Origin of the sequence: Cytobacillus sp. Bac17 (assembly GCF_024519925.1) — a bacterium.
GTDB lineage: Bacteria > Bacillota > Bacilli > Bacillales > Cytobacillaceae > Cytobacillus > Cytobacillus pseudoceanisediminis.
Map to the genome: position 1 here is coordinate 101,957 of NZ_JALJRC010000014.1, position 14,290 is coordinate 116,246.

Here is a 14,290-nt window from a genome sequence, read left to right on the forward strand (position 1 = left end):
TGACCTTGCTAGGGAAAAGCAAAGCATCCTATTTAAATGTTTTAGTTGTATATACTTTCTATCTTTTGTATAATAAACAAGAACATTTGTTCTGTTATAGGTATAACCCTAGCAGATTCTTTATTCCTCTCTCCAACACCGGCCAAGATAGCCGGTGTCTTTTTTTATTTCACCTTTACTTTAAGCAATTTCATTCCAGTTCTTTGCTGGGATTTCTTCATTGCTTCAGCAAATTTCTTTTTAATATCCTTTTCTTTTTTTTTGCTCATATCTCTCTTCCTCTCACTCTTCTTTTTATTAGTCCCATTATGGTCAAACCATACTTTTTTTAATCAATTTAGGTTCTAAAAATAAGACAACCTTCTTATATTAATAGAAAAGTGGAAAGGTGACCCTGAGAAAGGAAGATTATATGAGTAGCATAAATCCTATGTTTGATGATATGAAGCTAAATAAAGTTCCTAACACGATCTCACAGCCACAAGCAAAACCAACAAAACCGCGAAAAGAGCGGGTGGATAAGACTAAAAATGTCAAGCTGCCTGTAGATCACATTCTTCATATGCAGCTCAGACGTTATGTTAAATTAGCGTATCCCCTATATATGAGAAAGATGGGGAAACCATTATCACAGACTAAGTTCAATACATTGCTGCTACGGTATGTATTAAATCACCAGGATATAATCAATTGGGATTGGCCATATCAAGATAGCAAAAGATACATGCATACGAACTTATTAAAGACAGAGCACAGAGAAATAAGCGGCCCCTATGGACTGGCAATCCAAAAGGGTTTTTCAGATCGTAAGACCGTTTATATTATGATAAAGTCCGGTGTTCAATGGCTGGAGAGGGGCGGAGACCTTGAAGAAATCATATAGCCAATGGAATGTTCTGCAAGAAAGACTAAGTAACCAGAAGGATAGCCTTCTAGATTTTTTGTTTACTTCCAAGTATCGATACATAGAAATCAAACTACCATACTATGAATACTTAAGAGGGCAGGTTTTTTGCCAGGACTTTATGGACCTATTCGATGAGGCTCCTTATACTTTTTCAGTCGTAGACTTAATGTCTATTTTATTTGAAGACTTTCTTAACCAAATAAAAAAGGGAAATACCCAATATGAAAGCATGGCTCGCTTCTTAGTGGATAACAAATACAAATATTTAGAGCCTCCTAAGAAAGAAACCCGGGTATTAAAAAAAGTGAATACCAACCTGTTTTCATTTGAAACGACTGAAGAGGTAATGTCTGTGAAGGAGGAAGATAGCAGAAAAGCCTACCTGACAGTCAAAATTCGAGATAAGGTACTTTTAAGGGGAGAAATATTTCTTCATGATCTCTCTCCATTCCTTCATAAAGAGCAGCTTCAGATTGAAGAATTATTTGCTATCCTTTACCTTGATTTTATTGCCAAAATTAAAGAAAAGGGGAATAATGTTGATGTCATGAAGGCCATTCTCAACCGGATAACGTAGGAGGTCTTCTTGACAAACATATATGCTTTTAAGATAATAGAATCAAATTAATATTTATTAGTGTACGGAAGAACCGGCACATGGGTATACGCTACCCGTGTGCCTTTTTTTGTTAAAAAGGGGGGACTTCAAATGATATTGATCGAGGATTTACTTTACCGGTTAAGACACGACAGTGAAACAATCGAAAAAGAGATGCTAATAGATACATTTAATCGAATTTTTCTCAGCCAAAGAGTGGAACCTTTCTTTGCCCAACAGCAGTTGATTGTATTAAATGAAGCTTACGAAGATTCCCCTAGTAAAGACTTCCGGTCTATTCTAGTAACAGCAAAAAAATTAGCAGCACAGCGGGAATATGGAATAGGTTTAAATCACCTACTTGGCACCATATTAAGTCTAGCAAGCTCTAAGAAACAGCAAAATCCCCCTCATCAGTGATAAGGGGGACCTGCTATCAGATTTAAGGCTGTTTATTAAATTAGTTTTATAATAGCAGACCAATTTCAAAGTTGCAAGAGTTTTAAAAATTCTTTTACTCAACTAGAAAGTTATGGTAGTATAAAAGTATCAGATTACGGGGCTGGGGATACGTCCATCCTTTTAGGGGAGAAGTGTATCTATTTTTTCAGCGACCGTTTTTAATAAATAGGGCGTTTTTTTTATGCAAAAATAATTTTCCCAAGCAAAAAGCTGATCGCGCCAACGACCAGCTTAAAATTAAAATTTGTGTCCATCAAAACGCCAATTCTGATAGACGAATGATCCAGATAAGATCTTTAAATTTGCGCCAACAAATTTAAAGAAAGCCACTAAAACTTAAGACTTAAAACTAAATACTAAATACTTAAAACTAAATACTTTAGTATCCTTCGAAAAAAATATACTTTCGAGGGCTAGTTTTTTATTGGCTTTTTTAAATTGTTATCTTTATTATACTTATTTTTCACAGTAGGCGCAACGGTTCAGACTTACTTTATATCAAATAAAATAAGACTTTATCATACATATTCTGACAGGGAGGAGGAGAGCCAAAATGAAGAAAAAACAATCAATTTCGGTTAAAGGCGTTAAGTTTTTTCAAAGGCATTTAGATTTATTAAAAGCTGAACAAGAACGTTCTCCTCTTCCTGCATCCTCGTTAGCTTTATATATACTTATGCATCTCAAATGTGATGACCTGGGAAGAATTAAAGGCAAGGAATTCTCTCTATCAGATTTTCAACAAAGCGGAATACCTTATACAACTTTACATACTGGCAAAATGGTATTGCTTGAAAGAGGGCTTATTCGTGAAGTCATTATTAATGACTTACCTTCCTTTGAGATCGTAGGATATAAAGAATTAAATTCCCCTGAACATCGTATTGAAGGGGACAAATTAAGCTATTTCCGTATTCCTTATGAATTATTAACAAAGCCCCTTCTTAAAAGTTTAGTTTCAGCAAGAGAAGCTGCCGGCATTTTATTAGTATTGGACCTGTTCAATCGATTCACTCGTTTTATCGGGAAAAACCAAGCAGAGGCAATGCAGGCATCGTTTATCTATACAATGAAATCTTTACAAGACAAGACGAAAAAATCCGCTTTAAAGATCAGACACATCATTAATTTGATACGGGATTTTTTCTCATTTGAAGCCTGTGATTATAATGAGAGACGTCCGAATAAAGAGCGGGTTGCTGTAACTAAGAAGAATGTAATTCAGATTGTTATTAAAAAGTTTAAGGTATGTATTAACCCTGATTTATTGCTTATCGAAGAAGACGAACATGCAACAAAAACATTAGAAGCCGCTTTCCGTAAGGAATTAACTGTCAAATTAGAGAATACCGGGATATCTTACCATTCGAAAGAATTGCGTGATATGCTGACAGCTGTTAAACAAGAGGTCATTAACGTTATGCAGTTTTCAACCCAGCAGACAGTTAAGGAGAGGAACCGTTTTATTCGAAACGTATTCTCCTTAGCTTTAGATAGCTTAATTGACTATTACCAGTTAAAGTCAAAGGAAAACAGCAATTTCACTTTTGGCAGCATAGGATCTTTCATGAGAAAGAGCTTAAGAAGCTCCATGCAATCGTTAGTTGTTATTGAGCTTGATCCTGGTGATCGAATAGAAATTGCCTCTGGTTATTATGAACGATACCGAAAATACCCTGTTGTATTTTCAAATTGAATAGAACTTCAGCCATGTGAAAAAATCGAAGGGTCACATGGCTTTTTGGGTTTTAATCCTTTTATCATTTATTATTATTTTTCAAGCTAAAGGCCGGTATTCATGTTCAATTTCATGAATACCGGTCTTTTTGTTGTATCCAAAGATAATAGGGTCACTTTTCTAATTCCGAACGTGCTAAGATTCCTCTATTCTCAAATACGAGTAATCTTTTGTGGATTCGTGGATATTTGGAGATTCAATATGTGAGTTTTAAGGATTATTGGTACTTTAAGTTGTGTAAATATGGATAGTTCTATACTATATTCGTGGAAACTGGTGTTAATTCGATTCTTTCAGATGCTAAAGAGGGGACAAGCCTTACTCGGCCAATACACTACACTGAAGACGATGTGCTCTATATTTTTAAATAATTGATCTTTTTTATTATTAAAACTTGATACTTTTTATTTCACTAAATTGAATGAATGAAATACTGTATGTACATGCTTTTTTACAAAAAAAAAACGATCATTCCTAATTAAATGATCGCTTTTCAAAAATATTTAAGATTTCTGGGTAGAAATTTTTTCATCTACACGCTTCTCAATCTGTTGAAGTTGTTCCGAATCCTTTAATAGCTCCTGCTTGTTTTGTTCAATGAGAGCTAGCATTGATGCTTTATTTGGTTTTCTCATTAAAAATCCCTCCTTCAATTCAAATATAGTCAAAAAGTAGCAAATTGTCGAAAAATGCAAAAAAAAAAAAAAACGCCCTTCATATGGACGTTAGCTAACCCAGCTCTCAAAGCTTGGAATTCTTAATTTCCCGTTGCTTGTTAGATTTCGATATTTCACGTTACAAGAGAGAGGTTTAATATAAACAAATTCTCCTTTGTCTAAAATCTGATTGTCTCTTGTATATTGATAGAACTTCCTTCGTTCTGTTGGAGGCATAAATTCCATAACCCCAGCTGGTTCATTATCATCAAACTGCAGCAGGAGGCCGAATTTCTTTTTGCTATAACCAACAATATTGATCCTGGTGTATTTATAATTGATGACCTTTAAAACTTCTTTTGACCTCCGGCCGATAAGATAAGGGGCATCAGCCTTTTTTTGAACTATCCCCTCAAGATCATGCTGCTTTATTAATTCAAAGTATGCCTTTGCATTGCCGCTCAGCCATTTCACTTTTGTTACCAGCTCAGAATCAGTAGGTAGGAGTTCTTCTAATAGCTGTTTTCGTTCTAGAAGTGGCAAATGAGTGACCTTCTTATCATTAACATAAATCACATCAAATATAGCAAACTGAACTTGATAGGGGGCTTTTAAACTTTTAAATCGGCTCATCATCGCTTCGAAGTTGGGTTTGCCATCTATACCAGGTACAATCAACTCCCCATCGTATACGCCATCTGGAAGCGGGACAGAGGCAATCTCTGGGAATAAGGAGGTAACCTCGTTATTATGGCGGGTATATAAACGGGTAACACCATTAAGTTTTGTATATAGTAAGCGGATACCATCTAGCTTTAACTCGGTTATCCACTTAACATCATCAAATGGAAGGTTGTCTGCTGCTTTATGCAACAACTGTGGAGATACAAACATACTTTCACCTCTAACCCCATTTTACATCAGCATGATGATAAACGAAGGAGGTACTTAGAGGGATACAAAGAAATTTGTACTAGTATTACCATTAAATTTTTTATAAAGTAAGTTAATCCATTTCGTTTTAATTATCTACATTAAACTGCATAAATAATTTGTACAAGGACCTGAAAGAGTCCCTCCTGCATCCCTCCTTTATTGTGGCTAAAAACAACATTTTAAGGTTTCTTTATTTTTAAATGATAGTCCTTCCAGGTACCTAGATGTATTACTTTCTTTTCTTGTACAGACATACACTAAAAACCTATTATGAATAAGAACTTCTTTAATTTTTTTAAATGTTATTGTTTACTTTTCTCTAACTAATTCGTCTTATGTTTGATGGGAAAGGGGGCAGAGATGTTTGAGGAAGAACAAGCAAAGACTTTAAACAGCGAATTAAATGTGGTTTACAAATATCTAAGAAAACATGGAATTTCACATGTCGATGCCCAAGATATTGTCCAAGAGACTGCTTTTAAATTTCTGTCCTATTCAGACTCTATAAAATCCCAAAACATTAGAGGGTGGCTCATTCGAGTGGCCTTAAATTATCATCATGATCAATATCGAAAGAAAAAAAGAATAAAACTTGGATTTAATGATGAACACTTAAAATTATTATCAAATGATTTGCCTGAAGACCTTTTACTTGGAAATGAAAAAAAAGAAGAAATACAGACAACATTAGATCGACTTAATCCCCTTTATAAAGAATTGATTTTGCTTAAATATTATTGGGACTTAAAGTATAAAGATATTTCAATTTTGCTTGATATGAAAATAGATAATGTGAAAACAAACTTGTATCGGGCCCGGAACCAATTCATTAAGTTTTATAAGGAGGTTAAAGAATGAGCGACAAAAATCCAAGAGATGAGGCACATGAAAGTAGTGAACAAAGTGAACCTTTAGAAGAAATTGACTTTACAAGCAGCCCATCTTTTCAAAAAGTTTTTAAGAAAACCAGGAGGAAACAAACCTTCAAATATGTCTTTATTGCTTTCCTTACTACCGCAATTGTAATTACAGCTGTTATATTTGGGAGCCAAGCCATTCTAAACAATAAGATAAATGAACAACAACAAAATTCACTTAACGAAACTGTGTCTGGCGCAAATGTTCAAATCAGTGAATCATATTATCATCATGATATGTTTAGTGTTAATGAAGAAACTAAATATCGTAAGCAACTTGGCGATCGCTATATAATTTGGGATAAAAAAACGAAGAGGATCCCGTTAATTGGAAAGATAGAAACAGTTAGCCAAGGAAGTGGGATGACAGGAATAAACACGTTGGATAAAGAAGCTAAAAGAACAGTCCGTTATAATGACTTCAATAACGAAAGAGAAATAGAATTTTATTACCCTGACGTTTCTTATAGTCCCCTTCCTAAAGAACTGGATGTAGCCCTGGGCTTGGAAACCGACAAACTTATTGAAATTGCTATTTCATTTAAACAACCAATGACTTTAGATCAACTCAGTAAACAGCTTGGCAACAAGAATGTAAATTGGTTATGGGTAGATACCACATCCAAATCAAAAAAAGAAGAAATAAATAAAATAAAGGGGGATAGTGTTAAAACCAAATGGGGTGAAGATGCTTTCGGTTTTGATGTGTCAGGTGATTTGCCCTACACAACCGAAACCGGGCAAGTATTTATAAGTAATATGAAGGAACTTAGTAATTCAAATTCCACAATTAAAAAGGCTTTAAAAACTATTAGAGAAAACACAAAAAACTCCAATGGAGAGTTGTTGATAAGTGGTGCAGTAGTAACCGGAACTCCAGAGGAATTGGAACGCTTTAAAGAACTGAAATTTATAAGAGCAACTGTGCTGGGAGCAACAATAGATAGATATTAAATAATAATGAATATTTAGTTGGCTTAATTTGTACACTACGCTCCCGTCTTTTAGACGGGAGTATTAAATTTTTCTAACTGCGACTTACAATTAACTGAATACTCTTTAATAAAATGATAATATACAACCTATAGGAGTACTTGCTACTGGGTTTGAATAATCTAATAAAGTTTAGGAAAGCAAAACCTATGAAGTCCTTATACAAAGGATAAAAGTGGAGGGAATTCAATGTCTAAGGATGAAAATAAAAACCAGAAACAAATGAAGGCTCAAACTGTATATAGAAAACTTACACAACAAAATAAACCAGAAAAGACTAAAAACAAATGGGGGATATATGATGTAGTCATTGTCTTATTATTTATATTAATTCTATTATTAAATAAAATTTTTGATATTTAGGTATTATACTGAACTATTTATAACCTGTTATTTTACCGCTTTTAGAAGAACCCTTTCCATTTCATCATAAGTCCTTCAATTACAATATTTATTATAGGAGTAATTTTTAGTTCCTCATTAGTAAAACAAATCTCCATTTGAACCTATCCAAATCAGAGTTAGTTATAATTTTTAGATGCTTTTATTAGATATCCTACCAAAAAAATTCCTAATTTTTCAATTTTTATGGAAATTAAAACCCAATGCTGTTATTATTTTACATAGGGTTGGCCAACCTTTATAATCTCGTACACTACTATTATTGACAATGTATAAAAAGGAGCAATACTAAAAATGAAAAAATCCCTAATATCTTTACTAGCTATCTCAACTTTTACAATGGGAGGATTATCTGTAAGCGCTGAAGAAATTGATTCTTCAAGTGATAATGTTAATAACGAAGCCATAGAGATTTATGATGAATTAGATTTTGGTTCAGCCCTGGATCTCGAAGAATATACTGAAATTGAAAATGGTAAAGATGGACTAAATACACAACCGGGATTTGTAGAAAATTCAATTACGATTATGGAATCACAGATACCATTGAAAAGAGATTCATCGCCGATTACTACACTTGGAGCTGGAACGTGGGATTATATTACCTCTGACACTATTAATACAAGTGCTTCTAAGATAGTTCATTCAAATGGTGGGAATTTTAGGTTTGTCGTTGATCAACCTTCCATTGGTCCTGGCTTCACATGGATGTATAAAATTATGGAAGATGACGGGGCTATTGGTGATGATACTTTGGGCACAGTTACCTTAAGTAACATTGGAACTCCACAAGAGATAATTGTTGACGCTAGAAATTATGTAGACGGTGACAATAATAAAGCAGAGTTTTATATAATTAAAATGACAGTTCCTACAAGATCTGTATATGTAGAATTTTATGATTAATTGACAAAAATAAGGTTAATTTTAATTTTTATCACTCAAATAGTATATAAATAATGTCCTCCTTTCAATTTTTGAGAGGCGGACATTATTTATGTAGAAAAAAGTTAATTTATTTTGTTAGGAGTTAAACTATGCTTATTAAAAAGGACAAATATATAGATAAATTTTATGAGTTATTGTTTTGTTATAAGAGAGCTATTCATCTCTAAACCTCTTTTTCTTTTAATTTCGCTGCTCCTCTCTTATTATTTTCCTAATTATTGAATACTGTAAAAACATTATTGGAGGTTAGATTTTGAAAAAAATTAAATCCTTAATAGGTGGAATAGTACTTGGAATTATAATTTCATACTTTATCCTAGATTATAATGGTTGGACTATTTTCGAAATGGATGATAAGGGGAATACAGTCAAGACCACAAATGAACTGGATTTTGATTTACTTACAAATTCTTTTTTAATCATATTACTGTGTACGTTACTAATATATATAGCTTGGACTTTAGTGGAAAAATTCAGAAATAAATAATCTACTCTAATAAGCTTTCTGGCCGGTTCGTAAAAGGGTCGGCTTATTTGAATTAATGGATTGACTTTTATTATTTTTTCATTAGTGGAGTATAAGCAATATCGGGGTGCCGAAGAAGGCTCTTAGATTGTTACATGGAAAATTGTACTAGAAATAAGGGAGCTGTACATACTATAGGAAATTAAGTTGAGGTGGTTCAAAAATGGATCTCGATTTTCAGAAAAAAGAACAAATACTGTCAGAATTTAAATCAAACATAAATAACATTGTGAAGAATTCAAATGTGAAGGAGGTTGAGTGTTAATGACGTTTTATAATGACCCGAAATTGTCGACGCTAGTTGTCCTGAAACTGACGGATTCACTGACCAAAACGAAAGGGAAGCTGTCATTGCTTCCCGAACATTCTTATACATCTACTTGATACGTTTCATTTTTCTTTAGATAAAACCTGACTTCATTTCGACCGGTTAGAATATACCAGTCTCTGCCCAATTCTAGACGGCAGGAAAGAATCTGTCCGTATCCTAGATGAAGCTCAAACCATTCCCCACACCGCATTTTATAACCTGAATTATCCCCCCAAAATACAACCCAACAGTCCAACTCTTCATTGTAATTCATATCTTTCCAGCGGCCCTTCATGAAAGTTCCCCCTGGATGACTTGCTTAATCATATGATCGTCAATGATTCTTCGACCATTTTGTGAGCCGTATAAAAGGCTATGGGTGCAGAGTTTATTAATGAGTCTAGCTGCTCCACCAGAGAACCGATGGATTTCATCTAGGGCTCCGTCAGAAAATATGGGTTGATCCACTCCGGCATACCGAAGATGCCTGGAAACATACTCCCCAACTTGGGCACGGTCTAGATGGCCTAACTGGAATTGGATATCGATTCTTTGACGAATCGCTGCATAGGACTGGAGTCGAAGTCGATCCCACAATTCACTTTGACCGACGAGAATAAGTGCCATCGGGCTTTGCGAATCCATCTTAAAATTCAGAAGGAATCGAACCTCTTCAAGCATTTCCCGATCGAGCAGGTGAGCTTCATCCACTACCACAACAGGTTGGAGTCCTCGTATTCCTTTCATTAATTCAATCTCCCGATGTAGTTGCCGTTTTGCATCTCCTCGATAAAACTTTGCTTCAGAGCCTAACTGTTCTAATAGACCTTTGTAAAAATGGCGAGGAGTTAACTTCGAATCGGACAGATAAAGGACGTGGAATTTCCCTTTGTCCAGTTTGTCCACGAACTTACGGATTGTCGTTGTTTTTCCGGTGCCACTATCTCCACTCAGGATGGCAAAAAGCTGTCTTTCAGCTGCATATTTCAGTCTTCCGAGGATTTCTTGCGTCATGGAAGAATCATAGAGCTGTTCCGTTGGCAGATTTCGGGTAAAAGGGGTATTTTCCATTTCGTAAAAAGCTTCAAACAAGAGAATCATCCTCCTTCCAAACGCCACGGAAGGTTACGGCAGTCTTCTGTTCGCTTTTGCGTTTCTCATTCTTTCGTTCAGCTGCTTTTAATAGTCTGGAAGATTCCACATTCTGCACCTGCAGGTGCTCCGGTAATGCAGGACGTTTTCCTGCTCTTTCTCCAATGATGAGCTTTCTTGCTTTCCAAGGAGCGTGATCCTCAAACTCAATGGTCAGCTCTTCGATATTTGCCGGGTCATAGACTACATCAACCTGTCGACCCATGAAGGCCAAACCCACCTCATATTTTTGATCCATAAAACTGATACACCCTGATTTATCCACTTTTCTTGTTTCACAGTGTAGGAACGCATTGCTCAATGCATCCTGATCGATAAAACGAATCGATTTCTTATCCGAACGAAAGGCGGTTTCTGGGCTAATTTTCTCCCCAAGCGCAGAGTGTGGTTTATTCTGATAACACTCTGTTAGCCACACTTGAAAGAGCTCATTTAATCGATCTAAGGTATTGGGTTTCTCAAGAACAGCTTCACTAATGAATGAATCTATGACTCTATTAAACCTTTCAATTTTGCCTTTCGATTCGGCAGAATACGGTTTTGTGTAGATAAGACGACTGCCTATTTTTGAACAGGTTCGTGACATCCATTTGGTTCGATATTGTTTTCCATTATCAAAATAAACAGCTTCTGGAACACCGTATTTTTGGATAGCCTGGCGGAATGCATCCTCAATAATTCTTGAATCTAGTGTAGGGTAGAAGGCCGCATGAACCACAAACCTAGTGGCATCGTCGATAAAGGCGACAAGATAGACTTGCTTCTTGACCCCATTTGGACCAATAGGTAAGTAAGGGCCATATTTAATGTCAGATTGCCAAAGTTGGTTCCGGTGTCGTTTCTGAAATCTTCGGGCAGCCACTCCTGTTTGGGAGTAAAGGCGCATATGTCGTGAGCTGTAACCTTTTTCCGTCAGCTTTTCCTGAAGAGTGGACCTTTTGATTTGTCCGGGTTCAGCCAATCCTTCCCACTCAAGAATCTGGATAATTTGCGCCACACTGCGGCTAGGTACTTCTTTGCGAAGAAGAATAGCCTGTTCTAATAGATGGGGAGGAATGGCTTCTGACTTTCTAGAAGATTGTCTCCCTTGGGGCTTCAGTCCCCCAAAACCATCTTCACGAAATTGAGCCAAATATCGTCTGATGGTTCTCTCCGAAAGGCCACTTACCTTCGCAATCTGTTCTTTTAATTCCTTTCGCTTTCCAGCATCAAGACCCTCTGCCAATAGAGGCGATATTAATTGAAAACGCTGCACGGCCAATTCTTCTGATTTCTTATAATCCCTCATGACACACTCTCCTCTCTGAATCTATCATGAGTGTAAATCATGGGCTATTGGACAATGAATGCAGAACGGGTATGTACCCATAAATTAATATTTACGATGGGCCGGACAATCCTGGCCAGCCAGCCACTGGCATCTCCTGCCAAGCGTCCTATCCTTTGAAGTGCAGTCCCCGAAACTTCGGACGTAAGGTCCGGGGGGATATTTCCCTGATTGGTTCTGATCATGATGGAAATTAAACAGCCCACCCAGTAATCCACGAATTCTTGGAGCCAACTATGCCACCTCGAAAGAGTGGAATCATCAGCTGGAACCGTATGGTTAGTTGGGTTCGTAAGAACGCTTTCTATACATCCCAGTTCATAGCGCTTGTATGGGACCAAAAAATCTGGTAGCTCATGGTGAATGGCACGACAATTTATGCACCGTAATCTTCGGATGTTATATACCTTCATTTGACCAGAATGATCAACGGCTTTTCGATCCTTGGTTCCTATTACCAACATGTCTTTCCCGCAACATGGGGAAGGAATCCTCCCCGCACCCCTAATTAAAAACCCCAGTTTCACTATTTTCAATCAGTCGATAATCTGATACAATGAGCATATACTTTTTGGTTGGGACGTCTCCCGTATAACTGTTGGCGCAGTTATACATTTCGGGGGACGTCTTTTCCTTTCTCCAGAATAAAATGTCGAAATGTTCCGAATTACATACGGACATTATAATCGACTATTTCTGGACAGGCAATACCGTCAACATTCGGTTAATTTAGGATGTCAAAAACAGTTGAGGTTTTTGAAGATTATTATCAGGACAAGCAAATATTTGGATATGTTGTGGAACGGGCGGATGGACTAAAAGCTGAGGTATACACTGAGTACACAGGTATAGAAGAAAATCAGGTATTGAAAAATGTCCACTGGTTTATTAATGATGGGGAGAATAAATCAGGTCCATTTAATGGATTAACCGCAGCGATTCAGCAATTCTTAGGGTAAACTTTATCTTGGTTAAAAAAATGATAGTCTATTTTGAAACTTATGCTATAATATCTATATATTTCTATTTATTTCTTCTTTTTCCATCCATGCGGAAGGAATCTACGGGTTAACAAAAAGCACTCCTTGAAGTGATCAAAAGTATCTGTTTTGTTGTGATACTAATTGATGACTTGAAGGAGTGCTCTTTTTTTGTGCTCAAGCCCTGTGTAGAGGAGGAACTTTTTAAGGAGGAGGAGATTGTTTATGGCTAGAATCAGCAGCGAAACAATCGAAGCAGTAAATTCAGCAGGGATTTTGGATTTAGCTTATGCGCTAGGGAATAACCCTAAACGTATTGGGAAGCAATACCAAATCCCTTGCCCTAACCCAGGCCACTTAGCAAGAGTCAGTGACAACACGTACATTGAGCCAAACAAGAACCTATTTAAGTGTTTTGCTTGTGAGGCAAGTGGTTCAAGTGCATTCAACTATTATTTTTGGAATGAGTACGGAAGAGCTTATGACAAGAATAGTAAGGAAGACAAGAAGACATTTCCCAAAGTGATTGAGGCAATCGCTGGTTTACTTGGAATCCCAATTGTCTATGACGATGGGAGTACTGTTCAAACCAAAAAAAAGCCATACGTTCGCCCTCAAACAAAAGAGCTGGAACCTTTAAGTGATGACATTTGCGATAAGGTATATCGTGCTTTTTTATCCTTATGTCCGATCAGAAAGGAACATGCGATTGAGTGGATGGAGAAACGAAAATATACAAAGGAAGATATCATTGCTTTGGGTTTTCGTTCTATTCCTTCTGGTGAAGAATTGATGCCGATTCTGCAGAAATTGATCTTAAAAGAGTATCCACTAGCCCGGGTCCCAGGCTTCGTTCAGCGGTTAATTCCTGAATCAGTTGGCAGCCAGTATCCGAAGGAGCTAGTGGAGCCTGATAAGGAAGGTAGAGGTTATTGGGTTTGGACGATCTCTGCAGGGAAAGGCGGATACTTCATTCCAGTCCGGGACCGCCAAGGAAGAATAGTGCGAATGCGAATTCGTCGCGATGTTGGGAATCCCAAGTATATTTGGTTCTCTTCTACTGACAATACTGCAACGGAAAAAGAAAAGTACCAAATTCGCCGTAATGGTGCAGCAAGTGGAGCCCCGCTTCATATAGCTCCTCCCGTCTCTCAGGTTAAGATTTGGGAAGTAGGGAATGATCTTTCCGAGGTCTATAATGTCAAAGTTATTATCGGAACAGAAGGGGAGCACAGTGTGACACGTTCGTTGATAAGTGCTTAGCACGAAACAACGGGATTATCGACATTCATGTAACTAATCAAATACAAGTCACCTTAAAAGTTTTACTAGTTTCTTCTATTGAATGTTTGTAATTACAACTATCTTTCTGATTGGTGGAATGAGGGTTATCATGCCTACCCGAAACGCCTACCTAATACTCCTACATGCTTTGAAA

General features: G+C 36.6%; 17 protein-coding genes. 11 read left to right on the forward strand and 6 right to left on the reverse strand.

All coding sequences use genetic code 11. From position 1 onward, the window contains the following. Window positions 1-412: 412 nt before the first annotated feature. The 4 genes from NR125_RS16945 (at window position 413) to NR125_RS16960 (ending at window position 3,663) form a co-directional block, all read left to right on the forward strand. The gene (locus NR125_RS16945) at window positions 413-883 is read left to right on the forward strand and encodes a hypothetical protein (RefSeq protein ID WP_206842827.1); all 471 of its coding nucleotides are present in this window, start codon (window positions 413-415) and stop codon (window positions 881-883) included. Then, on the forward strand, window positions 867-1,484 hold the full coding sequence (locus NR125_RS16950) for a hypothetical protein (RefSeq protein ID WP_206842829.1): 618 nt from the start codon (window positions 867-869) through the stop codon (window positions 1,482-1,484). The genes NR125_RS16945 and NR125_RS16950 overlap by 17 nt, the downstream gene beginning before the upstream one ends. A gap of 132 nt (window positions 1,485-1,616) precedes the next feature. Continuing rightward, complete coding sequence (locus NR125_RS16955) at window positions 1,617-1,925, forward strand: hypothetical protein (RefSeq protein ID WP_256815763.1); 309 nt, start codon at window positions 1,617-1,619, stop codon at window positions 1,923-1,925. 595 nt (window positions 1,926-2,520) lie between these two features. Continuing rightward, window positions 2,521-3,663 carry a hypothetical protein gene (locus NR125_RS16960; RefSeq protein ID WP_256815764.1) on the forward strand — a complete coding sequence of 381 codons (1,143 nt, stop codon included), beginning with the start codon at window positions 2,521-2,523 and terminating at the stop codon, window positions 3,661-3,663. Between the two features lie 545 nt (window positions 3,664-4,208). Here the strand turns inward: NR125_RS16960 and NR125_RS16965 are convergent. Further along, entirely contained in the window at window positions 4,209-4,340 is a 132-nt protein-coding gene (locus tag NR125_RS16965; protein WP_197205985.1) for an FbpB family small basic protein, read from the reverse strand. A gap of 90 nt (window positions 4,341-4,430) precedes the next feature. Beyond that, a complete protein-coding gene (locus NR125_RS16970) occupies window positions 4,431-5,255 on the reverse strand; it encodes an ATP-dependent DNA ligase (RefSeq protein WP_256815765.1) in 825 nt (274 codons plus the stop codon). A 402-nt stretch (window positions 5,256-5,657) separates the two neighbouring features. On the opposite strand from NR125_RS16970, the gene NR125_RS16975 reads away from it, so the two are divergent. The 5 genes from NR125_RS16975 (at window position 5,658) to NR125_RS16995 (ending at window position 9,044) form a co-directional block, all read left to right on the forward strand. Next, window positions 5,658-6,155 carry an RNA polymerase sigma factor gene (locus NR125_RS16975; RefSeq protein WP_035332075.1) on the forward strand — a complete coding sequence of 166 codons (498 nt, stop codon included), beginning with the start codon at window positions 5,658-5,660 and terminating at the stop codon, window positions 6,153-6,155. Further along, on the forward strand, window positions 6,152-7,168 hold the full coding sequence (locus NR125_RS16980) for an anti sigma factor C-terminal domain-containing protein (protein WP_256815766.1): 1,017 nt from the start codon (window positions 6,152-6,154) through the stop codon (window positions 7,166-7,168). The genes NR125_RS16975 and NR125_RS16980 overlap by 4 nt, the downstream gene beginning before the upstream one ends. A gap of 228 nt (window positions 7,169-7,396) precedes the next feature. Then, window positions 7,397-7,570: a hypothetical protein gene (locus NR125_RS16985; protein ID WP_160169270.1), complete on the forward strand. Its 174-nt coding sequence runs from the start codon at window positions 7,397-7,399 to the stop codon at window positions 7,568-7,570. A gap of 333 nt (window positions 7,571-7,903) precedes the next feature. Then, on the forward strand, window positions 7,904-8,515 hold the full coding sequence (locus tag NR125_RS16990) for a hypothetical protein (protein WP_256815767.1): 612 nt from the start codon (window positions 7,904-7,906) through the stop codon (window positions 8,513-8,515). Window positions 8,516-8,810: 295 nt separating this feature from the next. Then, window positions 8,811-9,044, forward strand: a complete 234-nt coding sequence (locus tag NR125_RS16995) for a hypothetical protein (protein WP_256815768.1) — start codon at window positions 8,811-8,813, stop codon at window positions 9,042-9,044. Window positions 9,045-9,451: 407 nt separating this feature from the next. Here NR125_RS16995 and NR125_RS17000 read toward each other — a convergent pair whose 3' ends face one another. Genes NR125_RS17000 through NR125_RS17015 form a run of 4 tightly spaced genes read right to left on the reverse strand, consistent with a single transcriptional unit; the run spans window position 9,452 to window position 12,399 of the window. Next, window positions 9,452-9,688, reverse strand: a complete 237-nt coding sequence (locus NR125_RS17000) for a DUF5348 domain-containing protein (RefSeq protein WP_130201358.1) — start codon at window positions 9,686-9,688, stop codon at window positions 9,452-9,454. Beyond that, complete coding sequence (locus NR125_RS17005; protein ID WP_061794454.1) at window positions 9,685-10,485, reverse strand: ExeA family protein; 801 nt, start codon at window positions 10,483-10,485, stop codon at window positions 9,685-9,687. The genes NR125_RS17000 and NR125_RS17005 overlap by 4 nt, the downstream gene beginning before the upstream one ends. Continuing rightward, window positions 10,478-11,833, reverse strand: coding sequence for a DDE-type integrase/transposase/recombinase (locus NR125_RS17010; protein ID WP_256815773.1), 1,356 nt, complete (start codon window positions 11,831-11,833; stop codon window positions 10,478-10,480). The genes NR125_RS17005 and NR125_RS17010 overlap by 8 nt, the downstream gene beginning before the upstream one ends. Before the next feature lie 44 nt (window positions 11,834-11,877). Then, entirely contained in the window at window positions 11,878-12,399 is a 522-nt protein-coding gene (locus NR125_RS17015) for a DUF6431 domain-containing protein (RefSeq protein WP_256815785.1), read from the reverse strand. A 207-nt stretch (window positions 12,400-12,606) separates the two neighbouring features. Between NR125_RS17015 and NR125_RS17020 the strand changes: the two genes are divergently transcribed. Together NR125_RS17020 and NR125_RS17025 are read left to right on the forward strand one after the other, a co-directional pair. Next, a complete protein-coding gene (locus NR125_RS17020) occupies window positions 12,607-12,831 on the forward strand; it encodes a hypothetical protein (RefSeq protein ID WP_256815774.1) in 225 nt (74 codons plus the stop codon). Window positions 12,832-13,077: 246 nt separating this feature from the next. After that, entirely contained in the window at window positions 13,078-14,115 is a 1,038-nt protein-coding gene (locus NR125_RS17025; protein WP_256815775.1) for a DNA primase, read from the forward strand. The last annotated feature ends 175 nt before the right edge of the window (window positions 14,116-14,290 follow it).